General features: G+C 75.0%; 23 protein-coding genes. 16 read left to right on the forward strand and 7 right to left on the reverse strand.

What is annotated here, in order from left to right; translation table 11 throughout:
- Positions 1–2 precede the first annotated feature (2 nt).
- The 3 genes from AB0F68_RS14145 to tatC all read left to right on the forward strand — a co-directional run bounded on the left by AB0F68_RS14145 (position 3) and on the right by tatC (position 1,746).
- Positions 3–251 carry a hypothetical protein gene (locus tag AB0F68_RS14145; protein WP_357336761.1) on the forward strand — a complete coding sequence of 83 codons (249 nt, stop codon included), beginning with the start codon at positions 3–5 and terminating at the stop codon, positions 249–251.
- 215 nt (positions 252–466) lie between these two features.
- Entirely contained in the window at positions 467–772 is a 306-nt protein-coding gene (gene tatA / locus AB0F68_RS14150; protein WP_357336764.1) for a Sec-independent protein translocase subunit TatA, read from the forward strand.
- Positions 773–792: 20 nt separating this feature from the next.
- Positions 793–1,746, forward strand: coding sequence for a twin-arginine translocase subunit TatC (tatC, locus tag AB0F68_RS14155; RefSeq protein WP_357336766.1), 954 nt, complete (start codon positions 793–795; stop codon positions 1,744–1,746).
- Between the two features lie 73 nt (positions 1,747–1,819).
- Here the strand turns inward: tatC and AB0F68_RS14160 are convergent, their stop codons facing one another.
- The gene (locus AB0F68_RS14160; protein ID WP_357336769.1) at positions 1,820–1,999 is read right to left on the reverse strand and encodes a hypothetical protein; all 180 of its coding nucleotides are present in this window, start codon (positions 1,997–1,999) and stop codon (positions 1,820–1,822) included.
- On the opposite strand from AB0F68_RS14160, the gene AB0F68_RS14165 reads away from it, so the two are divergent.
- Positions 1,998–2,393 (forward strand): hypothetical protein, encoded by a 396-nt coding sequence (locus tag AB0F68_RS14165; RefSeq protein ID WP_357336772.1) that lies wholly within the window; start codon positions 1,998–2,000, stop codon positions 2,391–2,393. The two genes, AB0F68_RS14160 and AB0F68_RS14165, sit on opposite strands and share 2 nt — an antisense overlap.
- Before the next feature lie 79 nt (positions 2,394–2,472).
- On the opposite strand, the gene AB0F68_RS14170 is transcribed toward AB0F68_RS14165, so the two are convergent.
- A complete protein-coding gene (locus AB0F68_RS14170) occupies positions 2,473–3,357 on the reverse strand; it encodes an ABC transporter substrate-binding protein (RefSeq protein WP_357336774.1) in 885 nt (294 codons plus the stop codon).
- 161 nt (positions 3,358–3,518) lie between these two features.
- On the opposite strand from AB0F68_RS14170, the gene AB0F68_RS14175 reads away from it, so the two are divergent.
- From AB0F68_RS14175 to AB0F68_RS14200, 6 genes are all read left to right on the forward strand, one after another.
- The gene (locus AB0F68_RS14175; protein WP_357336777.1) at positions 3,519–3,896 is read left to right on the forward strand and encodes an SCP2 sterol-binding domain-containing protein; all 378 of its coding nucleotides are present in this window, start codon (positions 3,519–3,521) and stop codon (positions 3,894–3,896) included.
- Positions 3,893–5,989: a glycogen debranching N-terminal domain-containing protein gene (locus tag AB0F68_RS14180; RefSeq protein WP_357336779.1), complete on the forward strand. Its 2,097-nt coding sequence runs from the start codon at positions 3,893–3,895 to the stop codon at positions 5,987–5,989. Before AB0F68_RS14175 ends, AB0F68_RS14180 begins: the two co-directional genes overlap by 4 nt.
- A 152-nt stretch (positions 5,990–6,141) precedes the next feature.
- Positions 6,142–6,840, forward strand: coding sequence for a hypothetical protein (locus AB0F68_RS14185; protein WP_357336781.1), 699 nt, complete (start codon positions 6,142–6,144; stop codon positions 6,838–6,840).
- A gap of 137 nt (positions 6,841–6,977) precedes the next feature.
- On the forward strand, positions 6,978–7,115 hold the full coding sequence (locus tag AB0F68_RS14190) for a hypothetical protein (protein WP_357336783.1): 138 nt from the start codon (positions 6,978–6,980) through the stop codon (positions 7,113–7,115).
- Positions 7,116–7,151: 36 nt separating this feature from the next.
- Positions 7,152–7,538, forward strand: a complete 387-nt coding sequence (locus AB0F68_RS14195) for a hypothetical protein (protein WP_357336785.1) — start codon at positions 7,152–7,154, stop codon at positions 7,536–7,538.
- 127 nt (positions 7,539–7,665) lie between these two features.
- Entirely contained in the window at positions 7,666–8,625 is a 960-nt protein-coding gene (locus tag AB0F68_RS14200) for an alcohol dehydrogenase catalytic domain-containing protein (RefSeq protein WP_357336788.1), read from the forward strand.
- Between the two features lie 18 nt (positions 8,626–8,643).
- On the opposite strand, the gene AB0F68_RS14205 is transcribed toward AB0F68_RS14200, so the two are convergent.
- Complete coding sequence (locus tag AB0F68_RS14205; protein WP_357336790.1) at positions 8,644–9,387, reverse strand: hypothetical protein; 744 nt, start codon at positions 9,385–9,387, stop codon at positions 8,644–8,646.
- A gap of 97 nt (positions 9,388–9,484) precedes the next feature.
- Between AB0F68_RS14205 and AB0F68_RS14210 the strand changes: the two genes are divergently transcribed.
- Complete coding sequence (locus tag AB0F68_RS14210; RefSeq protein ID WP_357336797.1) at positions 9,485–10,411, forward strand: diacylglycerol kinase; 927 nt, start codon at positions 9,485–9,487, stop codon at positions 10,409–10,411.
- Here the strand turns inward: AB0F68_RS14210 and AB0F68_RS14215 are convergent.
- A complete protein-coding gene (locus AB0F68_RS14215; protein WP_357336997.1) occupies positions 10,374–11,330 on the reverse strand; it encodes an EamA family transporter in 957 nt (318 codons plus the stop codon). The two genes, AB0F68_RS14210 and AB0F68_RS14215, sit on opposite strands and share 38 nt — an antisense overlap.
- A gap of 167 nt (positions 11,331–11,497) precedes the next feature.
- On the reverse strand, positions 11,498–12,271 hold the full coding sequence (locus AB0F68_RS14220; protein WP_357336800.1) for an HAD-IA family hydrolase: 774 nt from the start codon (positions 12,269–12,271) through the stop codon (positions 11,498–11,500).
- Between the two features lie 77 nt (positions 12,272–12,348).
- Between AB0F68_RS14220 and AB0F68_RS14225 the strand changes: the two genes are divergently transcribed.
- Positions 12,349–15,153, forward strand: coding sequence for a DEAD/DEAH box helicase (locus AB0F68_RS14225; protein ID WP_357336802.1), 2,805 nt, complete (start codon positions 12,349–12,351; stop codon positions 15,151–15,153).
- A gap of 33 nt (positions 15,154–15,186) precedes the next feature.
- Here the strand turns inward: AB0F68_RS14225 and AB0F68_RS14230 are convergent, their stop codons facing one another.
- The gene (locus AB0F68_RS14230) at positions 15,187–16,110 is read right to left on the reverse strand and encodes a 5'-3' exonuclease (protein ID WP_357336805.1); all 924 of its coding nucleotides are present in this window, start codon (positions 16,108–16,110) and stop codon (positions 15,187–15,189) included.
- A gap of 91 nt (positions 16,111–16,201) precedes the next feature.
- Here AB0F68_RS14230 and AB0F68_RS14235 point away from each other — a divergent pair, with 91 nt between their 5' ends.
- The 4 genes from AB0F68_RS14235 to AB0F68_RS14250 all read left to right on the forward strand — a co-directional run bounded on the left by AB0F68_RS14235 (position 16,202) and on the right by AB0F68_RS14250 (position 19,231).
- On the forward strand, positions 16,202–16,663 hold the full coding sequence (locus tag AB0F68_RS14235) for a MarR family transcriptional regulator (RefSeq protein ID WP_357336808.1): 462 nt from the start codon (positions 16,202–16,204) through the stop codon (positions 16,661–16,663).
- Between the two features lie 16 nt (positions 16,664–16,679).
- A complete protein-coding gene (locus AB0F68_RS14240) occupies positions 16,680–17,537 on the forward strand; it encodes a haloalkane dehalogenase (RefSeq protein ID WP_357336811.1) in 858 nt (285 codons plus the stop codon).
- Positions 17,538–17,580: 43 nt separating this feature from the next.
- A complete protein-coding gene (locus tag AB0F68_RS14245) occupies positions 17,581–18,090 on the forward strand; it encodes a DUF1877 family protein (RefSeq protein WP_357336813.1) in 510 nt (169 codons plus the stop codon).
- A gap of 67 nt (positions 18,091–18,157) precedes the next feature.
- On the forward strand, positions 18,158–19,231 hold the full coding sequence (locus AB0F68_RS14250) for a DUF4037 domain-containing protein (RefSeq protein ID WP_357336816.1): 1,074 nt from the start codon (positions 18,158–18,160) through the stop codon (positions 19,229–19,231).
- 21 nt (positions 19,232–19,252) lie between these two features.
- Here AB0F68_RS14250 and AB0F68_RS14255 read toward each other — a convergent pair whose 3' ends face one another.
- Positions 19,253–20,518, reverse strand: a complete 1,266-nt coding sequence (locus AB0F68_RS14255) for an MFS transporter (RefSeq protein ID WP_357336820.1) — start codon at positions 20,516–20,518, stop codon at positions 19,253–19,255.
- Positions 20,519–20,580: the final 62 nt, after the last annotated feature.

A 20,580-nucleotide genomic window follows, 5' to 3' on the forward strand; every position in this document is an offset into this window, starting at 1 on the left:
CCGTGGTGACGTGGATCGTGCTCGGGGTCGTGCTGTTCGCGCTGGTCGTGCTGGCCCTCGCGGTCCGTCCGGTGCTGACGCGGCTGCCCCGGCTGCGCCGCACGGCGCTGGCCCTGCAGCGGCGCCAGGCCGAAGCGGAGTCGCTGCGGTCCGCCGCCGAGGAACTCCAGTCCCGGGCCGAGTCGCTCCAGGAGCGGGTGGCCGTCGCGCAGGAACGGATGACGTTGATCAAGGCCAGGCGCGGCAAGTGATCGACAACGGTCGGTCCGCTGCTCGGTAGCTGCGCGTTCGCGGCCGGATCCGCGCACGATTGCGCCCCCGTGGGTGGTTGACGGGACACTCCGGGTTGGCCGAGACTTCACCGACCAGGCCCGCAACCGGGGGCCCGGCAGGGTGGCAACCGTCTTCGACGCACGTACGATGGGCTCGACCACCCCTCACCGACACAGAGCGACTGGAGCTTCCCATGGGTGCCCTCAAGCCGTGGCACATCGCCGTACTCGTGGTCGTGCTGATCCTGCTCTTCGGCGCGAAGCGGCTCCCCGACGCGGCCCGCTCGCTGGGCCGCTCGCTGCGGATCATCAAGGCCGAGACCAAGAGCCTGCACGACGACGACCGTGACCTGGCCGAGAAGGCCGACGCGCAGGCCGGCTACCAGCCGCTCGCGCCGCAGCAGCAGCAGGTCGCGCAGCCGCAGCAGCAGTTCGCCCCGCAGCCGCAGCAGCCGGTCGCCCCGCCGGTCGACCCGGTGCAGCGCGTCCGCGAGAACTGATCCGAAAGGGCCCCACCACCGTGGCCTTCGGGTTGAAGAAGCGCGGCCCAAGCACGTTCGAGCGGGCCGCCGACGGCTCGATGACGCTCATCGAGCACGTCCGTGAGCTGCGCAGCAGGCTGTTCCGCGCGTCGCTGGCGGTCGTCGGCGGCCTGATCGTCGGCTTCTGGCTCGCCGACCCGGTCTTCCTGCTGCTGAAGCGGCCGTACTGCCGGCTGCCCGACACGACGAACGCGCTGGGCCAGTGCCAGGACCTGCTGGCACTGGCACCGACGACCGGGTTCGTGCTGAAGCTGAAACTCGCGCTCTGGCTCGGTCTGATCATCGGTGGGCCGGTCTGGCTCTACCAGCTGTGGGCGTTCATCGCCCCGGGTCTGCACCGTCACGAGCGCAAGTGGGCCTACGTCTTCGTGGCGATCGCCGCGCCGCTGTTCGCCGCCGGTGCGGTGCTGGCCTACTTCGTGGTCGACAAGGGCCTTAGCTTCCTGATGGAATCCGGCGTGGGCGGGCTGTCCAACCAGTTCGAGGTCAGTGCCTACATCGGGTTCATCACGAACATGATCCTGCTGTTCGGGGTGGCGTTCGAGTTCCCGCTGATCCTGCTCATGCTCAACTTCACCGGCGTGGCCACCGCCCGTCGTCTGTTGAGCTGGTGGCGCGTGGTGATCTTCGTGTCCTTCGCGTTCGCCGCGATCGCCACGCCGGACCCGGGTCCGTTCGGCATGACGTTGCTGGCCACCGCGCTGTCCCTGCTCTACTTCGTCGCGGTCGGGGTGGCCTTCGTCAACGACAAGCGGCGGGGGCGCGGCCGGGAGCTCTACTCGGGCGTCGCCGACGACGAGGTGTCGCCGCTGGACCTGTCCGTCGAGCCGGTTGGGGCCGCCGGCGGGGTGGAGGCGACCGCCCCGATCGGGGCGCCCGAGCCGATCGCCACCCCGGCGCCGATCGAACGCCGCTACGACGACATGACCTGACCGGCCCCGTCCGAGCACCGACGCGAACGCCGTCCCCGCCCCGGGGGCGGCGTTCGCGCGTATCGGCGGGGGATCAGAGGAGGGCGAGCAGCCGGTCCAGCGGCGCCGGAGTGCGGGCCGGGCCGAGGGCGTCGGCGAGCAGCGTCGCGTACTGGCTCTTGCGGCCGGACCGGTTGCCGATGAAGCGGTGGAGCTGGCCGGCGAGCGGCCGGGGACACCGCGAGGCCCGGTGGCTCGGCATACTGGCAGCCATGATCGACAATGGCCGGCCGAGCCGTCCGGATCTGCCCTCGGCGCTGCGCTTCCTGACCGAACTGGTCGCCTGGGTCGCCACCCCGTGGGCCCTCGCCCCGCACTCCGTGGTGCTGGCGGTCGCCTCGGTGGTGCTGCTGATCGGCCTGCCCACCGTGTTCGCCACCCCCGGCGACAAGCGACAGGTGATCGTGCCGGTGCCCGGGCTGGTCACCGTCGCGCTGGTGCTGCTGCAACTCATCGCCGCGGTGCTCGGGGCCTGGGCGGCCTGGCCGAGGCCGGTCGCGATCGCGGTGACTGTGCTGGCGGTGATCACCGTGGTGACCGAGCTGCCCCGCTGGCGCCGGCTCGCCCCGCTCGGCCGCGACGGCCACCCGGCCCGCCGCGCCGGCTGACCCCGCCAGCTGGCGGGCCGCCGATCCAGGCCACCCGGCCCGCCGCGCGGCTGATCCCGCCCGTCGTGGCGGCCGCCGGTCAGGCCACCCGGCGGGCCGCGTCCGGTGGCGGGGCCGGCACGGCGTCCGGGTGCAGGATCGCCGCGATCGCCTCGGCGCCGTCGACCAGGCGCGGGCCGGCCCGCACGATCAGTCCGTCCGCGTCCAGCGCCCAGACCTCCGCCCCGGGGAACCGCGCGGCCACCCCGGCGGCCTGCGTGGCGGCCCCGTCCAGGTGGAAGCCGCACGGCGCGACCAGGACCACCTCGGGCCGGGCGGCCCGCAGCGCCGCCCAGGTGGTCGGCGTCGACCGGGCCCCGGGGTGGGTCGCCACCGGCTCGCCGCCGGCGGCCTCGACCAGGTCGGGGATCCAGTGCCCGGCGCCGAACGGCGGATCCACCCACTCCACCACGGCGACCCGCCGCCGGGGCCGCCCGGCCACCGCCGCGCGGACCGCCGCGAGCCGCGCCCGCAACGCGTCCACCAGGGCCTCCGCCCGGTCCGGCACCCGGGCGGCCGCGCCCACCGCCAGGATCGTGTCCAGCACATCCGCCAGGGTGTACGGGTCGAGCGACAGCACCTCCGCCCGGCAGCCGAGGTGGTCGACGGCGTCCGCGACCCGGCCCGACGGCAGCGCGCAGACCCGGCACAGGTCCTGGGTGAGGATCAGGTCCGGGTCCAGCCCGGCCAGCGCGCCGGCGTGCAGCGTGTACAGGTCCGCGCCCGCCGCGAGCTGGCCCTTGACGTACGCGTCGATCTCGCCGGGGCTCATCCCCCGGGTGTCCCGGCCGCCCACCACGACCGTGGTGCCGGCCCGGTGGGCCGGTGGCACCGCGCACTCGAAGCTGACCCCGACCAGCTCGTCACCGAGCCCCAGGGCGTAGACGATCTCGGTGGCCGAGGGGAGCAGGGAGACCAGGCGCATCCCGCCATCCTGCCGCCTTCGCAGTTCCCCCGATCTTCGGGTCCGTGCCGGGGTCCGGCGTTAGTCTGGGGCGGCGCCCGACCGGTGCGGACGCGTCCGTTGTCGTGGCCCGCCGAGCATCAGTGCCGGCGACGCGACGGCCCTCTCCCGGAGGCGGTGCGGTGTCCGATCCGATCGAGGCGTACTTCGCGCAGGTCGCCCGGCGGGCACCCGAGCGGCTGCTGCGCCGCACCGCCGGCACGATCCGGTTCGAGCTGGAGGAGGCCGGCACGCTCGACGTCTGGCACCTGACCATCGCCGACGGCCGGATCGCGGTGGACCATCGGGCCCGGGACGCCGACACGGTGATCCGGACCCGGCGGGACTTCTTCGTCCGGATGGCCCGTGGGGAGGCCAAGCCGCTCGCCGCCTGGCTGCGCAACGACATCATCGCCGAGGGGCACTTCCGGTTCGTGGTGCTGCTGGAGCGCCTCTTCCCGGCGCCGCCCGGGGCGCGGCATCCGCGCGCCCTCACCGGGGAGCGCGGCGAGGCCGGATGAATTCCAACCTGGTCCGCGTGCTGGACGGCAACGTCTTCGTGCTCAGCGAGGACAACGGCGACATCGAGGCGACCGTGCTCAATCCGGTCGGCTTCTTCGACTTCGACACCCGGTTCCTGTCGGTCTGGCGGCTCACCCTGGACGGCGACCGGTTGAACGCGCTCTCCCTCGCCGAGCGGGACTACCTCCAGCTGCGGTTCTTCCTCGTGCCCGGCGCACCGACGCACTACGTGGACTCCAAGTGTTCGATGATCCGGGAACGCATGATCACCGGCGGCGCCCTGGAGGAGCGGCTGACGGTGCTCAACCACCACCACGTGCCGGTGGAGTACACCGTCCGGCTCGACGTGGGCAGCGACTTCGCGCCGATCCCGGGCGTCGCCACCGAGCGCACGCCGCCGGGGCGCCGCTACCAGCGGGTGCAGGAGCGCGGCCTGCGCCTCGGCTACCTGCGGGAGAGGTTCCAGCGGGAGACGGTGGTGACCAGCAGCGAGCCGGTGCGGGTGGACGAACGGGGTTTCACCTGGACGGTCCGGCTGGCGCCCAAGCAGGTGTGGACGACGACGCTGCGGGTGGAGACGCTGGTGCTGCGGCCGGACGGCGTGGAAGTCCGGGACCGGTTGGAGCGGCGGGCCCGGGCCACAGCTGGTGAACGGCAGCAGGACCTGGCCGGATGGCTGTCCCGGACGCCGCAGCTCAGCTGCGACTGGGGGGCGTTGACCGACGTCTACCGGCGCAGCCTGGTGGACCTGGCGGCGCTGCGCTACTCGCCGCTGACCCTGCCCGAGCAGGTGATGCCCGCCGCCGGCCTGCCCTGGGCGGCGACCATCACCGGTCGGGACAGCATCCTGACCAGCTTCATGGCGCTCCCGGTGGCGTCCGAGCTGGCCTCCGGGACGGTGCGGATGCTGGGCCTCAACCAGGGCGCGGTGCTCGACGACTTCCGCGACGAGGAGCCCGGCAAGATCCTCCGAGAGTTCCGCTACGGGGAGATGGTGGCCTTCGAGGAACGGCCGCAGTCCCCGTACTACGGCAGCGCCGACGCCACCCCGCTCTACGTGATCCTGCTCGACGAGTACGAGCGGTGGACCGGCGACGCGGACCTGGTGCGGGAGTTCGAGGACGAGGCCCGGGCGGCGCTGCGCTGGATCGACGAGTACGGCGACCTGCTCGGCGACGGCTACGTCCGGTACCTGCGGCGCAACGAGCGCACCGGAGTGACGAACCAGGGCTGGAAGGACTCGCCGGAGGCCATCTGCTACGCCGACGGGCGGCTGCCCGGCCCGCCGCTGGCCACCTGCGAACTCCAGGGGTACGCGTACGACGCGAAGCTGCGCGGCGCGCGGATGGCCCGCAAGTTCTGGGGGGACCCGGCGTACGCCGACCGGCTGGAGCGGGAGGCCGAGGCGCTGCGGGAACGCTTCGACCGGGACTTCTGGATCGCCGACCGGGGCTACTACGCGCTCGCCCTGGACGGCGACGGCCGGCAGGTCGACGCGCTGGCGTCCAACATGGGCCATCTGCTGTGGAGCGGCATCGTGCCGGCGGAGCGGGCCCAGCAGATGGCCGCCCACCTGCTGGGGCCCCGGCTCTTCTCCGGCTGGGGGATCCGCAGCCTGGCCACCGAACAGGAACGGTACAACCCGCTCGGCTACCACCTCGGTGCGGTCTGGCCGTTCGACAACGCCCTGATCGCCTGGGGCCTGCGCCGGTACGGCCTCGCCGACGAGGCGGGGCGGGTCGCCGAGGCCATGGTGGACGCCTCCACGTACTTCCACGGCCGGCTGCCCGAGGCGTTCGCCGGCTACCCCCGCGAGCTGACCGAATATCCGGTGCGCTTCCCGACCGCGAACGGTCCGCAGGCGATGGCCACGGCCGCCCCGTTCCTGCTGCTGCGGGCCCTGCTCGGGCTGGAGGCGGCCGGCGAGCACCTGCTGATGGCGCCGCGGGTGCCCGCCCGGTTCGGTCGGGTGGAACTGCTCGACGTGCCGGGCCGGTGGGGCACGCGCGACGTGATCGGCAGCGGGCTGGCCCACCTGGGCGCCGACGGCCTCAGCGGGGGCGCCGGCCGGCCCGCCCGCCATCCGGGGTGAACAGCACGGCCACCCCCGCGGCCCTTGCCCCTTGCCAGGACGGCCGGCCCGCTTAGACTCTCCTGACTCCGCCGAAGTCCCCCGGGCGGTGTGCCGGGGCGGTTGTCGGCGCCCGTCCTGGTCAGCACGCTGACCTCCGCTCCGGAGAGCCCATGAAGAGCCGTACCGCCGCCGCCGTGGCCGCGATCTGCGCCACCGCCGCCCTCACCGCCTGTGGTGATGACGACCCCGCCCCGAAAGGCGAGCAGGTCCCGGTGACCGCCACGGACACCAGTTGCGAGGTCGCCACCACCCTCTTCACCCCGGGCGCGGTCACCTTCGCGGTGACCAACCGGGGGCAGCAGTCCACCGAGGTGTACCTCTACGGCCGGGAGGGCGCCCGGTTCACCAAGGTGGTCGCCGAGGCGGCGGACGTCGCGCCGGGGAAGACCCAGGACCTGCGCGCCACCCTCGCCACCGGGCTGTACGAGGTCGCCTGCAAGCCCGGCCAGCAGGGCGACGGCGTGCGGACCCGGATCACCGTCTCCGACGACGGCACGGTGGCCAGCGCCGTGGCCGAGACGGCGTACGACCGGGAGGTCGCGATCGAGCTGACGGCGGCCGGGATCACCGGCGCCGACGGGGTGATCGCCGAGCCCGGCGAGAAGATCCAGTTCCGGGTGACGAACAAGACCACCGTCGCCCGGACGCTCTACGTGCTCAACCCGCAGAGCAAGCGGGTCGCCGAGATCAAGACGGAGCCGAACGGTAAGGCGGAGGCGGTCGTCGCGCTCGGCGGCGTCGGCAACTGGACGCTGAAGGTCAAGGGCGACGGCGTCACCCCGGCGACCAGACGACTCGTCGTGCGCTGACCGGTGAGCCCCGCCACCCGCTGCGAGAAGCGGGTTCGCGGCGGGTCCCGGGCGGTCTAGTGTTCGCCCGGGGCCGCCGCCGCGCCGCCGGCCGGCTCGGCCCGGTGCCCGCCTCGCCCACCGGGAGGACCCCACCCATGCGCGCCACCGTGATCCACGGCCCGAACGACGTCCGGGTCGAGGAGGTGCCGGACGCCGCCGTCCGCACCGATCTTGAGGTCACGTCCGGGCGCTCCGACCCCCTCCGGGGATGCGGTTCCAATCTGCCGGGCTGATGATGGAAGCTCGGCAGCCCGGCGTGGGGAGGCGACATGGGTTGGTTGCGAGATCGGCTCAGCCGCGCCCGGAGTGGGCCGAAGGATGGCGCGGAGCGCCTGACTGGTGGCCTGCTCCATCTCAAGCAGGAGCAGGCGGAGCTCGGCGACCGCGACACGGTGCAGCGGTGGCTTCGTGAGATGCGCCCGGAGCACGAGACGCAGGTGTTTGTTCACCGGCCGTGGGGCACGCTCGTCGCGGTCGCCGATCGCGGTGAGTCGGTGGCGGTCTTTTTGTCCGACGGCAAGAAGACGTGGGTTGCGGCCGCTCCGGGAGCGTCCGACGGTCAGCATCTGACGCCTGAGCAGATCGAGTACGTCCTGCTCGACGCGCTTACCGCACCGGGACCGCCGACCTGGGCGGAATGGCGCGACTTTCCCTGAGCCGTTAAGCACGGCTTGGCCCCAATCCTCACTTGGGGCCAGCTCCCATACTCGCCTCACGCGGGGTGCAGCTCCCGCACCTCTGACAACCGGTGGCACCGGCACCTCAGATTGCCCCACCGACGCCGTGGTCCGCACCGTGCTGGCCTGCATCTGCGGCAGCGACCTGTGGGCGTACCGCGGGGTGGCCCAGCGGCAGCCGGGGCAGCGCATCGGGCACGAGTTCCTCGGCGTGGTCGAGGCCGTCGGCGCCGAGGTCGGCTCGGTGCGGGTCGGCGACCTGGTGGTGGCGCCGTTCGTCTGGTCCGACGGGACCTGCGACTTCTGCCGCGAGGGGCTGCACGCCTCCTGCCCGCACGGCGGCTTCTGGGGTTCGGTCGGCTCCGACGGCGGTCAGGGGGAGGCCGTCCGGGTGCCGGACGCCGACGGCACCCTGGTGAAGCTGCCCGCCGAGGCCGCCGGCGACGAGCGGCTGCTCACCGCGCTGCGGGCGCTCTCCGACGTGCTGGCCACCGGCCACCACGCCGCCCTCGCCGCCCGGGTCCGCCCCGGGGCCACCGTCGCCGTGGTCGGTGACGGCGCGGTCGGGCTCTGCGGGGTGCTCGCCGCGAAGCGGCTCGGCGCGGAGCAGATCATCGCGCTGGGCCGGCGCACCGCCCGCACCGACATCGCCCGCACCTTCGGGGCCACCGACGTGGTCGCCGAGCGGGGCGAGGCGGCGGTCGCCGCGGTGCGGGAGCTGACCAAGGGGCAGGGCGCGCACGCGGTGCTGGAGGCGGTCGGCACCGAGGAGTCGATGCGGACCGCGATCTCCATCGTCCGCGACGGCGGCGCGGTCGGCTACGTCGGCGTCCCGCACGGCGGCAGCGCCGGGGTGGACATCGGGCAGATGTTCGACCGCAACGTGGCGCTCGTCGGGGGCGTCGCGCCGGCCCGGGCGTACATCCCGGAGCTGCTGGCCGACGTGCTGGACGGCACCATCGACCCGTGCCCGGTCTTCGACCGGTCGGTCACCCTCGACGGGGTGCCCGACGGCTACCGGCCGATGGACGAGCGGACTGCGCTGAAGGTCCGCATCACCTTCTGACCCGGCGGGCCTTTCGCGTCAGTGCGGGTGGCGGCCGAACTGGCTGCCCAGTGCCGTGCCGGCCGTGCAGGGCAGCTCCCCGGGGGCGAGCTGGGTGTGCGACGGCCGCCAGGTCTCGGCGCCCTTGGCGCCGACCCGGGCCAGCAGGCAGTCGTACTGGGCGGCGCGCAGGGCCACCCCGACGGTGCCGCCGGCCGTGGCGACCTCCCGGTGCACGGCGGGGTCTAGGCCGAGACCGTCGACAGCGGCGCGGACGGGGGCCTCGTCCGGGCCGGCGGCGGCGAGGGCGTGCTTCAGGCGCTCGTCCACGCCGCTCAGCGACGGGTCCGGCCGGATCGGCAGCGGGGTGCCGGCCGGGCAGTCGATGTCGTCGTCGCGGCTGTCCCGCTCGGGGCCGAGCCGCAGCCGGAAGCAGACCTCCACGTCCCCCTCGACCACGACGCCGTTGCTGTTGACCCCCTGCCCGTGCCCGGCGACCCGGAGCACCAGGGTGACCCCGGTCTGCCAGTGCGTCTCGCCGGTGACCGTCAGCACGGCCACGCCGGGCTCCTGGGCCGCGGTGTGCGCGTAGTCGGCCGCCCGGTACAGGTGGTCGTAGCCGAACCGTGCCTCGATCCGGTCGACGGTCTCGGTCGCGTCGGCCACCGCGCTGTCGTGCCAGGCCGGCTCGACCGGGCGCAGCGCCCACCAGACCCCGCCGGTCAGCAGGAACGGGGCGAGCGCGACCGGGGCGGCGACGGCGAGCAGGGTTCGGGTGCGCATTTGCCGGGGAGTATGCCGGACGGCCGCCCGCGATGCCGCCCCGTCGACCGGGGATCGGGATGTCTCCCCTGGTGAGCGGTGTGGCCCGTGCCGTACGGTGCTCGCCGTGACCGCGCACGATCTTGTCCCGCCCGGCCCGGTGGCCGTGCTCGCCAACCCGACCGCCGGCCGGGGACGGCACCGTGGCCTGCTGCCCCGGCTGATGGAGCGACTGGGCAGCGCCGGCCGACCGGTCGAGCTGCTGCGGGCGGGTACCCCGGAGGAGGCGGAGGCGGCGTGCCACGCCGCGGTCGCCGACGGCGCCGGGGCGCTGGTCGCGGTCGGCGGGGACGGCACCGTGCACCGGGCGTTGCAGGCGGTCGCCGGCACGCCGGTGCCGTTCGGCCCGGTTCCCGCCGGCACCGGGAACGACTTCGCCGCGGACACCGGCTTCCCGGCGGACCCGCTGGCCGCGGTCGAGGTGATCGCCGACGCGCTGCGCGCCGGCCGCACCCGCCCGGTCGACCTGGCCCGGCTGACCACCCCCGGTGGCGGCGACCGCTGGTACGGCGCCGTGCTGGCCGCCGGCTTCGACGCGATCGTCAACGAGCGGGCCAACCGGATGCGCTGGCCGAGCGGCCCGCGCCGCTACGACCTGGCCATCCTGATCGAGCTCGCCCGGCTGCGTCCGCGCCGCTACCGGCTGTGCCTCGACGGCGTGGAGCAGGAGGTGGACGCGGTGCTGGTGGCGGTCGGCAACGGGGCCAGCTACGGCGGCGGCATGCGGATCTGCCCGGACGCCGACCCGACCGACGGCCTGCTGGACGTGGTGGTGGGCGGCCGCTTCGACCGGCGCACCCTGATGCGGGTCAAGCCCCGCATCTACCAGGGCACCCACGTCACCCACCCGCTGGTGCGCAGCTACCGGGCCCGCGTCGTCGAGCTGGACGCCGAGGGCATCACCACGTACGCCGACGGGGAGCGGGCGTTCGACCTCCCGGTGCGGGTCAGCGCGGTGCCGGCGGCGGTGCGGCTGCTGCGCTGACCAGCGCGCCGCCCTCGGTCTCCCGGCTGATCAAGGGCTCCACCACGGTCGCCGCGTCGATCGAGCAGGCGGTCCGCCGGGCGCCCACCGCGGCGGGCGGCGGCGCGGCGGCCGGGGCGCCGGCCCGTACCGCGCCGATGCTCGCGGCGATCACCAGGGCGATGGCGAGCACCTCCACCGGGTGCAGCGCCTGGCCGAGCACCAGCCACCCGGCGAGCGCGGCGATCGCCGGCCCCAGGCTCATCAGCACGGCGAAGGTCGCCGTGGGCAGCCGCCGCAGCGCCAGCAGCTCCAGGGTGTACGGCAGCACCGAGGCGAGCAGGGCCAGGCCGGTGCCGAGCCCGAGCACCGCCGGGTGCCACAGCCGGCCGCCCGAGCCCACCAGCCCGATCGGCAGGGTGACCAGCGCGGCCACCGCGAGCGCCAGGGCCAGCCCGTCGGCCCGGGGGAACCGCCCGCCGACCCGGGCCGAGCAGACGATGTACGCCGCCCACAGCGCGCCCGCGGCCAGCGCCAGCGCGGCCCCGACCGGGTCCAGCCGGTCGAACCCGCCCTGCCCGAGCAGGGCCACCCCGGCCAGCGCCAGCCCGGCCCAGCACCAGGCGGCCAGCCGGCGGGCGGTGAACACGGACAGCGCCAGCGGGCCGAGCACCTCCAGGGTCACCGCCGGTCCGAGCGGGATCCGCTCGATCGCCTGGTAGAAGATCGAGTTCATGCCGGCCAGGGCCAGCCCGAAGGCGACCACGGCCGCCCAGTCGCCCCGGCCGTGCCCGCGTAGCCGGGGGCGGCACACGGCCAGCATCAGCAGCGCGCCGATGGTCAGCCGCAGGGTGACCGCTCCGGCCACCCCGGTACGCGGGAAGAGCAGCGCGGCCACCGCCGCGCCGAACTGCACCGACAGCGCCCCGCCGAGCACCAGCCCGACCGCGCCGAAGCGGCTGCCGGAGAGCCCTCCGGGGAGTCGGGGACGAAAGGAGCGGTGGGTGGTCACGCCCCTGACGCTAGCGCCGCCGGCCGGCCCCGGTGCGGCCGGGCCGCCGCTGTGCTGGGCGCGCTCCCGCCCCGTGACCGCGCTGCAGTCGACGGTCAGTTGGGCCGGGCGAGGTCGAGCACCGCGCTCAGGCCGTTCGGCCGGCCCGCGTCGGCGCAGGGCAGCACCAGCACCCGGCAGCCGGCCGCCACCGCGCCGGCGTCGGCGGGGGTGTCACCCACCATGAGCGTCCGCTCCGGGTCGACGCCGAGCATCCCGCACGCCCGCAGGAAGATCCCCGGGTCCGGCTTGCAGCGTCCCACCTCGTACGACAGGGCGTAGGCGTCGACCAGCCCGTCCAGCTTCCAGGCGGCGAAGAGCGGCCGGAGGTCGAAGCCGATGTTGCTGACCACCGCCACCTTCACCCCGGCCTCCCGGAGCGCGGCCAGCACCGGCTCGGTGTCCGGGTACGGCACCCAGCCCTCCGGGACCAGCACCCGCTCGTAGAGCGCGTCGGCGAGCCCGTCGATGCCGGCGTCCACCGTCTCGGCCAGCCCGGTGTAGGCGCCCCGGTGGGCGTGCGGGTAGAGATCCCGGTCGGCCCAGAGTTCGGCCAGCCGGGGCGGCACCCGGGCCGGCAGCGGGCCGCCCGCCCGCCCGGCGGTGAGCAGCCGGTCGGCCAGCGCGGTGGCCCGCACCCGGTCCAGCTCGACCCCGCAGGCCGCCGCGGCGGCGATTACCCACTCGCGGGGCTCCTCCACCTGGGCGAGGGTGCCGTGGAAGTCGAAGAGCACCGCTTCCACGGAACGACGGGACGGGCTCGGGCGGACGGCGTCGTCGGCGCCGCTCGAGACTCGGGGCGGTTCGGCATGATCCGGCACGTCGTGCACCCTACCGACCCGCTCCGACCCACCTGCCGGACGGCCTTGGCCGGTGGTCGTCGTCCCCACCGATTAATCTTGGGGACATGTCGAGCCCCGCCGAGCGGTACGCCGCGGCGCGCCGCCGGGCCGCGCAGGCCTCCGCCTTCCCGGCCCTGGACGAATTCGCCCGCGATCTCGGGTTCGACCTCGACGACTTCCAGCGGGAGGCGTGCGAGGCCCTGGAACGGGGCAGCGGTGTGCTGGTCTGCGCGCCCACCGGCGCCGGCAAGACCGTGGTGGGCGAATTCGCCGTACACCTGGCGCTGCGCGGCACGCCCGGGAAGCCGGCGGCGGCCGACGGCGGCGGCGGGGGGCCGACCACCCGGCGCAAGTGCTTCTACACCACGCCGATCAAGGCGCTCTCCAACCAGAAGTACCACGACCTGGTCGACCGCTACGGCGCCGAGCAGGTCGGCCTGCTCACCGGCGACAACGCGATCAACGGCGACGCGCCCGTGGTGGTGATGACCACCGAGGTGCTGCGCAACATGCTCTACGCCGGCTCGGCCACCCTCGAGGGTCTCGCCTACGTGGTGATGGACGAGGTGCACTACCTCGCCGACCGGTTCCGCGGCGGGGTCTGGGAAGAGGTGATCATCCACCTGCCCGCCTCGGTCACCCTGGTCTCGCTCTCGGCCACCGTCTCCAACGCCGAGGAGTTCGCCGACTGGCTGGTCACCGTGCGCGGCGAGACGGCTGTGGTGGTCAGCGAGCACCGCCCGGTGCCGCTCTGGCAGCACATGCTGGTCGGTAAGCGGATGTTCGACCTGTTCCACGACGCCGACGCCGCCCGCAAGCACGACGTCCACCCGGAGCTGCTGCGCTACACCCGGGACACCGTGCGCCGGCTGGAGCTGGGGGAGGGGCGCAGCGCCGGGCCCGGCGCGGGCCGGCGCGGGCCCCGCTGGCGCGGCCCGATGCGCCCCGACATCGTCGAGCGGCTCGATCGGGAGAACCTGCTGCCGGCGATCCTGTTCATCTTCAGCCGGGCCGGCTGCCAGGCGGCCGTGCAGCAGTGCCTCGCCGCCGGGCTGCGGCTCACCTCGCCCGAGGAGCGCACCGAGATCCGCCAGGTGGTCGAGTCGCGGATCACCGCCATCCCGGGCGAGGACCTGACCGTGCTGGGCTACTGGGAGTGGCTCGACGGGCTGGAGCGCGGGCTCGCCGCGCACCACGCGGGCATGCTGCCCGCGTTCAAGGAGGTCGTCGAGGAGCTGTTCGTCCGCGGCCTGGTCAAGGCGGTCTTCGCCACCGAGACGCTCGCCCTGGGCATCAACATGCCGGCCCGCTGCGTGGTGCTGGAACGCCTGGTCAAGTTCAACGGCGAGGCGCACGTCGACCTCACCCCGGGTGAATACACGCAGCTCACCGGGCGGGCCGGCCGGCGCGGCATCGACGTCGAGGGGCACGCCGTGGTGGTCTGGTCGCCCGAGACCGACCCCCGGCACGTCGCTGGCCTCGCCTCCACCCGCACCTACCCGCTGCGGTCCAGCTTCCGGCCCTCCTACAACATGGCCGTCAACCTGGTCGGCACCGTCGGCGCGGAGCCGGCCCGGGCCCTGCTGGAGTCCTCGTTCGCGCAGTTCCAGGCGGACCGGTCGGTGGTCGGCCTGGCCCGGCAGGTGCAGCGCAACACCGAGACGATCGAGGCGTACGGCGCCGAGGCGGCCTGCCACCAGGGCGACTTCGACGAATATTTCGCCCTGCGGGTGGCCATCGCCGACCGGGAGCGTGCCATCGCCCGGCAGGGGCAGACCCAGCGCAAGGCGGCGGCCGTCGCCTCGCTGGAGCGGCTGCGGGTGGGCGACGTGATCCGGGTGCCGTCAGGCCGGCGGGCCGGCCTCGCCGTGGTGCTCGACCCGGCCACCGGCGGCTTCGGCGAGCCCCGCCCGCTGGTGCTCACCCAGGACCGGTGGGCCGGTCGGGTCAGCCCCGGCGACTTCACCACCCCGGCCGAGGTGCTCGCCCGGATCCGGGTGCCCAAGCACTTCAACCACCGCTCGCCGGCGGCCCGGCGCGACCTGGCCGCCGAGGTCAGCGGCACCGGGCTGGACCGGCACGGCGGTCGGCGGGGTGCGCGCTCCCGGCAGGCGGTCGGCGACGACCACCAGCTCAGCCAGCTCCGCACCGAGCTGCGCCGGCATCCCTGCCACGCGTGCCCGGACCGGGAGGAGCACGCCCGCTGGGCCGAGCGGCGCCGCCGCCTGGAGCGCGACACCGAGGAGCTGCGCCAGCGGGTGGCCGGGCGCACCGGTTCGCTGGCCCGCACCTTCGACCGGATCGTGGCGCTGCTGACCGCGCGCGGCTACCTCTCCGCCGACGGCGAGGTGACCGACGCCGGGCGGATGCTCGGCCGGATCTGGACCGAGGCCGACCTGCTTGTCGCCGAGTGCCTGCGCCGCAAGGTGTGGGACGGGCTCTCCCCGGCCGAGCTGGCCGCCGCGGTCTCCGTGGTGGTTTTCGAGGCCCGCCGGGACGTCGACGAGCGGGCCGGCCTGCCACGTGGCCCGGTCGCCGAGGCGGTCGACGAGACGCTCAAGCTGTGGGGCGACATCGAGGCCGACGAGGCGTCCCGCGGCCTGGCGGTCACGCGCGAGCCGGACCTCGGGTTCGCCTGGCCGATCTACCGCTGGGCCCGGGGCGAGGCCCTGGCCAAGGTGCTCGCGAGCGGGCACCAGATCGACGGTGAGATGCCGGCCGGTGACTTCGTCCGCTGGGCCCGCCAGGTGGTCGACCTGCTCGGCCAGCTCGCCGACTCCGGCGGCGCCTCCACCGAGCTGCGTTCCACCGCCCGGCAGGCGATCGCGGCGGTCAACCGGGGTGTGCTGGCCTACCACGCCGCCGCCTGATCCGGCCGGGCCGAGGCGGCCCGGCCGGTCCGGTCAGGAGCGGGGCATGGCGAGCGCGTCCACCAGGCGCCGGCACGAGCCGGCGAGGTTCCACCGCTGGGCCAGCTCCAGCAGTCGGTCCGGGTCCGCCGGCGCCGTCGGCAGCGCGGTGGCCAGCTTCGGCAGTGGCACGTCGGTGGCGACCCGGACCACCTTCGGCGCGACGGCCAGGTAGTCGCGGGCCGCGTTCAGCTTGGTGCGCAGCCCCGGGGCGAAGCCGGAGCCCGGGTCGTCGAGCGCGGCGAGGATGCCGGGCAGGCCGTCGTAGCGCTCGATGAGCCGGGCCGCGGTCTTCTCACCCACCCCGGGCACCCCGGGCAGGCCGTCGCTCGGGTCCCCGCGCAGGGCGGCGAAGTCGGCGTAGCGGTCGGCGGGGACGCCGTAGCGGGCCCGGACCGCGGCGTCGTCGCAGTCGTCGAGCTTGGCCACGCCACGGCCGACGTAGAGCAGGCGCACCTGGCGGGCGTCGTCGATGAGCTGGAACAGGTCGCGGTCGCCGGAGACCACCTCCGCCGGGCCGGGCTGGGTCACCGAGAGGGTGCCCAGCACGTCGTCGGCCTCGTAGCCGGTGGCGCCGACCGCGGGGATGCCGAGCGCGTCGAGGACCTCCAGGATCATCGGCACCTGCGGGGAGAGGGTGTCCGGCACCACCTCGCCGCCCTCGGGCGCCACCCGGTGCGCCTTGTACGACGGCAGCAGCTCCACCCGCCACGCCGGTCGCCAGTCGTGGTCCAGCGCGCAGACCATCCGGTCGGGCCGCCGGGTGCGGACCAGCTGGGCCAGCATGTCGAGGAAGCCGCGGACGGCGTTGACCGGCTGGCCGTCGTCCGTCTTCGCCGCCGACTCGGGGATGCCGAAGTAGGCGCGGAAGTAGAGGCTCGGGGAGTCGATCAGCAGGATCGGGGGTCGGTGTGCCACGCCGACAAGCGTGGCACAGCCCACCGACGAGGTGGGGGACGCGGCGAGAGAACACTAGCCATGGACATTGTCTACATGTACTGTTTCTCGCATGAACGGAACGCCGATCAGCCCCAGCCCCGGCCATCTGGTCTGGCGGCTGGCGATGCGCTGGCGGGTGGCGGTCGATCGGGCGCTCGTCCCGCTCGGCCTCACCCACGCGCAGTACGTGCTGCTCTCCTCGCTGCACGGGATGCGCCGCGCCGGCCTGCACCCGAGCCAGCGCGAGCTGGCCGACCACACCGGCCTGGAGCCGCTCTACGTGTCGAAGCTGGCCCGGTCCCTCGAGGCCGACGGCCTGCTCCGGCGCGAGCGCGACCCGGTCGACACCCGCGCGGTCCGGCTCGCCCTGACCGACCGGGGTCAAGAGGTGGTCCGCCCGGCGATCGACACCGTCCAGGTGTTGCTCGGCCGGCTGCTCGCCCCGCTCGGCGGCCGCGACGACCCGCGTACGGCGGAGTTCGTCCGCGACCTGACCGCACTGCTCGACACCCCGCTCGACCCACCCGCCTGACCGAAGGAGCCCGGACATGCCCGAGACCAAGGTGCTGGACTCGACCATCCACCACGAGGAGAGCGGCGCCGGACCGGTGCTCGTGTTCCTGCACGGCAACCCCGGTTCGTCGCACACCTGGCGCAAGGTGCTGCCCGTGGTCGGCGCGGGCCGGCTGCTCGCGCCCGACCTGATCGGCATGGGCCGCTCCGGCAAGCCCGACCTGGCCTACCTCTTCGCTGACCACGCCCGCTACCTGGACGCCTGGTTCGACGCCCTCGACCTGACCGACGTGGTCCTGGTCGGCCACGACTGGGGCGGCGCGCTGGCCTTCGACTTCGCGGCCCGGCACCCCGGACGGGTACGCGGCGTCGCGTTCCTGGAGACCATGGTCAAGCCGATGGCGTGGAGCGACCTCTCGCTCCAGGCCCGGGCCCGCTCCGAGGCGATCCGCACGCCGGGCCTGGGCGAGGAGCTGGTGCTCGACCAGGACCTGCTCGTCCGGCAGGCGTTCACCGGCGGAGTGCTCCAGCCGGTGGGGGAGGAGGACCTGAAGACCTACCTCGCCCCGTACCCGACCCGGGAGAGCCGGCGGCCGCTGCTGGCCTGGGCGCGCCAGATGCCGCTCGGTGGCGAGCCGGCCGAGCTGGTCGCCCGGATCGAGGCGTACGACCGGTGGCTGGCCGCCAGCGACGAGGTGCCGAAGCTGCTACTCACCTTCGAGGGCTCACCGACCCTGCTGATCACCCCGGAGCTGGCCGACTGGTGCGCGCGGAACATGGCGGCCCTGGAGACGGTCGCCTGCGGGCCGGCCGGGCACCACGCACCCGAGGATCGCCCCGCCGAGATCGCCGCGGCCATCTCCGCCTGGGCGGACCGCCACCGGCTCCGCTGACCCGGGGCGGTGGCCGGCGGCGGCGCCGGGAAGACTGGGACGGGTGGCCGTCACCCAGCAGCTCGCGCGACTCTCCGCCGACCAGCTCGCCGTCTGCCGCCGGGCCACCGAGGAGCTGGACCGGCTCTGCTCGTACCGGCTGCTGCCGGCGGCGGACCACCTGGACCTCGACTGGTCGCCGGCCGCGCTGTGCCGCGCCGCCGAGCTGGGCCCGGCCGCTCCGGCGACCGTCGCTGCGCTGCGACGGGCGCTCGACGGCGACGCGGAGATCAATCCGGCGTACCGCGACCGGGCCGAGGCGGTGTGGGAGCACCCGGTGACCGCGCTGGAGCCCGCCGGTGTCGCCGAGGTGGCCGCGCGGCTCGCGGCGGCGGACCCGGAGGTGGTGCCGGCCGCCGTGACGGCCGAGCCGGCCCTCGCGGCGGCCCGGCTCGGCCTGCCGGCGGTCGACGGGGACCCGCGGCGCCACCTGCGGGGCCACCTCGTGGCGCTGCGGGAGTTCTACCAGGCGGCGGCGCGGCGCGGGCTCGCGGTCGCGGCCTGGTGGGACTGACCGTCGGAGCCCGCCGTCGGCCGGAAACCGGGCGGCGCGGTCGGCGTACGGTGCGCAGACTGGCGGGATGACGTTCGTACCCGGCCTGACCCTGGCGCACCGGTTCCACGACGAGGTGGTCGCCCCGCTGCTGGCCCGCCGGCTGCCCGGCCTGCGCTACGCCGCCGGGCTGCTCGACGGCGGCTCCGAGCTGCTCGGCCTGGACACGCCCCGGTCGACCGACCACGACTGGGGGCCGCGCACCCAGCTCTTCGTCGCCGCCGCGGACGAGGTGGCGCCGGTGCGGGCGGTCCTCGACGCGGAGCTGCCGACCGAGTTCCTCGGCTGGCCGACCCGGTTCACCGGCGGGCCGACGGTCCGGCTCGGCGTGGCCAGCGCCGACGGCGAGCGGCACGGGGTGAGCGTCGACGAGCTGGGAGCCTGGCTGCGGGACCGGCTGGGCGGGGACCCGCAGGCCGGGATGACGACGGCGGACTGGCTGGCCGCCCCCACCCAGCGGCTCGCCGAGCTGACCGCCGGGGCGGTGTTCCACGACGGGCTCGACGGGGCGCTCACCGTCGCCCGGGCCCGGCTGGCCTGGTACCCGGACGACGTCTGGCGGCACGTGCTGGCGGCCGGATGGCAGCGGGTCGGTCAGGCCGAGCACCTGGTCGGCCGCTGCGCCGAGGTCGGTGACGAGCTGGGCAGCCGGGTGGTCACCGCCGGGCTGGCCCGCGACCTGATGCGCCTCGGCCTGCTGCTGCACCGCCGCTGGCCCCCGTACGCGAAATGGCTCGGCACGGTCTTCGCCGCGCTGCCGGCCGCGGCGCCGGTGCTGGACGCGCTGACCGTCGCCCTCGGGCCGGACGGGTGGTCCCAGCGGCAGACCGGGATGGTCCGGGCGCTGGAGACGGTGGCGACCTGGACCAACGAGACCGGGCTGGCCGCGCCGGTCGACCCGGCCGCCCGGCCGTTCCACGACCGGCCCTTCCTGGTGCTGGGCGCCGAGCGGTTCACCACCGCGCTGCGCGCCGCGATCGCCGACCCGGAGCTGCGCGCCCGCCCGCCGGTCGGCGCGGTGGACCAGTACCTCGACAACGTCGACGTGCTCACCCGACCGGCGCGGGCCCGCCGGGTCGCCGCGGCCGTCCTGCCGGACTGAGCGCCGAAGCCGGGCAGCGCATTACCGGGCCGCCGGAACGGTCTCCGGTTCGGCCGGCTCGTCGAGCCGCAGGTCGGTCAGGTCGCGCAGGCGGCGTACCGGGGACAGCAGCAGGGCCAGCGGAGCCAGCACGGTGGCCGCGGCGAAGCAGAACAGGGTGACCCGGGCGCCGGCGAGCCCGGCGAGCGCCCCGGCGAGCAGCCCGCCGACCGGGATGGCGCCCCAGGAGACGAAGCGGACCGTGGCCATCACCCGCGAGAGCAGGTCGGGCGGGCTGGCGATCTGCCGGTAGGTGCGGGTGGTCACGCTGAGCACGACCACGCCACCGGCGAAGACCACGTTGCCGGCCGCGAACGCCAGGTACGCCGGCCAGCCGGCGCCCAGCGGCACCAGGAACGCACCGCCGACCGCCACGAGACAGGCGACCAGCAGCGACCGGGCGGTGCCCCAGCGCCCGGTGATCCACGGGGTCAGGGCCGCGCCGACCAGCGAGCCGACCCCCTCGACCGCAAGCAGCACACCGACCAGCGCCGCCGGGGCGTGCAGCTCCCGGACCAGGTAGAGGGGGTAGACGGCGAGCTGCGCCCCGCAGACGAAGTTCACCGCGGTGGCCGTCCACATCGTCGGTCCCATCACCGGGTGGCGGGTGACGTACCGCCAGCCCTCGCCGATCATGGCGCGGACCGGGGGCCACTGGTCCGGGGCGTCAACCCGGCGGGCGGGCAGCGATCCGAGCAGCGCCGCGGAGACCAGGTAACTGGCCGCGTCGACCAGCACGGCCGGCACCGCGCCGAGGGCCTGCACCGCCAGGCCACCCAGGGACGGGCCGCTGAGCTGGGTGGCGGCGTGGGTGGCCGAGGTGAGGCTGTTGCGGGCGTGCAGTTGGTCGCGGCCGACGATGGCCGGCAGGAAGGTGGCGTTGGCGACGTCGAACAGCACGTTGGCGAAGCTCACCACGAGCGCCACGACGACGAGCTGGGCCACGGTGAGCCGGCCCCACCACCAGGCCAGCGGCACGGAGGCCACCGCGACGGCCCGGGCCAGATCCGCGCCGACCTGCGCGCCGCGCAGCGGCAGCCGCTGGACGATCACGCCGGCGGGCAGCCCGATCACGAGCCAGGCGACGTAGCTCGCGGCGGCGATCAGACCCATCTCGAACGCCGACGCGTCCAGCACGGTCAGCGCGGTGAGCGGCAACGCGACCGCACCGACCGCCGACCCCACCGAACTGGTGGTGCCGGCGGCCCACCAGCGCCAGAACACTCCGGCCCCCTGCCCGACGGACATGCCGCCAACCCCCGATCCGAGCCAGTGAGTTCCAAACTGAAACGGACTATAGTCGAGGCTGC

This window comes from Micromonospora sp. NPDC023966 (assembly GCF_040639095.1).
GTDB lineage: Bacteria > Actinomycetota > Actinomycetes > Mycobacteriales > Micromonosporaceae > Micromonospora.

Excerpts from the sequence above, each read along its gene's own strand:
- tatA (WP_357336764.1), top strand. The coding sequence starts at position 467 with ATGGGTGCCCTCAAGCCGTGGCACATCGCCGTACTCGTGGTCGTGCTG.
- AB0F68_RS14165 (WP_357336772.1), top strand. The coding sequence starts at position 1,998 with ATGATCGACAATGGCCGGCCGAGCCGTCCGGATCTGCCCTCGGCGCTG.
- AB0F68_RS14160 (WP_357336769.1), bottom strand. The coding sequence starts at position 1,999 with ATGGCTGCCAGTATGCCGAGCCACCGGGCCTCGCGGTGTCCCCGGCCG.
- AB0F68_RS14170 (WP_357336774.1), bottom strand. The coding sequence starts at position 3,357 with ATGCGCCTGGTCTCCCTGCTCCCCTCGGCCACCGAGATCGTCTACGCC.
- AB0F68_RS14180 (WP_357336779.1), top strand. The coding sequence starts at position 3,893 with ATGAATTCCAACCTGGTCCGCGTGCTGGACGGCAACGTCTTCGTGCTC.
- AB0F68_RS14185 (WP_357336781.1), top strand. The coding sequence starts at position 6,142 with ATGAAGAGCCGTACCGCCGCCGCCGTGGCCGCGATCTGCGCCACCGCC.
- AB0F68_RS14190 (WP_357336783.1), top strand. The coding sequence starts at position 6,978 with ATGCGCGCCACCGTGATCCACGGCCCGAACGACGTCCGGGTCGAGGAG.
- AB0F68_RS14195 (WP_357336785.1), top strand. The coding sequence starts at position 7,152 with ATGGGTTGGTTGCGAGATCGGCTCAGCCGCGCCCGGAGTGGGCCGAAG.
- AB0F68_RS14205 (WP_357336790.1), bottom strand. The coding sequence starts at position 9,387 with ATGCGCACCCGAACCCTGCTCGCCGTCGCCGCCCCGGTCGCGCTCGCC.
- AB0F68_RS14225 (WP_357336802.1), top strand. The coding sequence starts at position 12,349 with ATGTCGAGCCCCGCCGAGCGGTACGCCGCGGCGCGCCGCCGGGCCGCG.
- AB0F68_RS14235 (WP_357336808.1), top strand. The coding sequence starts at position 16,202 with ATGAACGGAACGCCGATCAGCCCCAGCCCCGGCCATCTGGTCTGGCGG.
- AB0F68_RS14240 (WP_357336811.1), top strand. The coding sequence starts at position 16,680 with ATGCCCGAGACCAAGGTGCTGGACTCGACCATCCACCACGAGGAGAGC.
- AB0F68_RS14250 (WP_357336816.1), top strand. The coding sequence starts at position 18,158 with ATGACGTTCGTACCCGGCCTGACCCTGGCGCACCGGTTCCACGACGAG.
- AB0F68_RS14255 (WP_357336820.1), bottom strand. The coding sequence starts at position 20,518 with ATGTCCGTCGGGCAGGGGGCCGGAGTGTTCTGGCGCTGGTGGGCCGCC.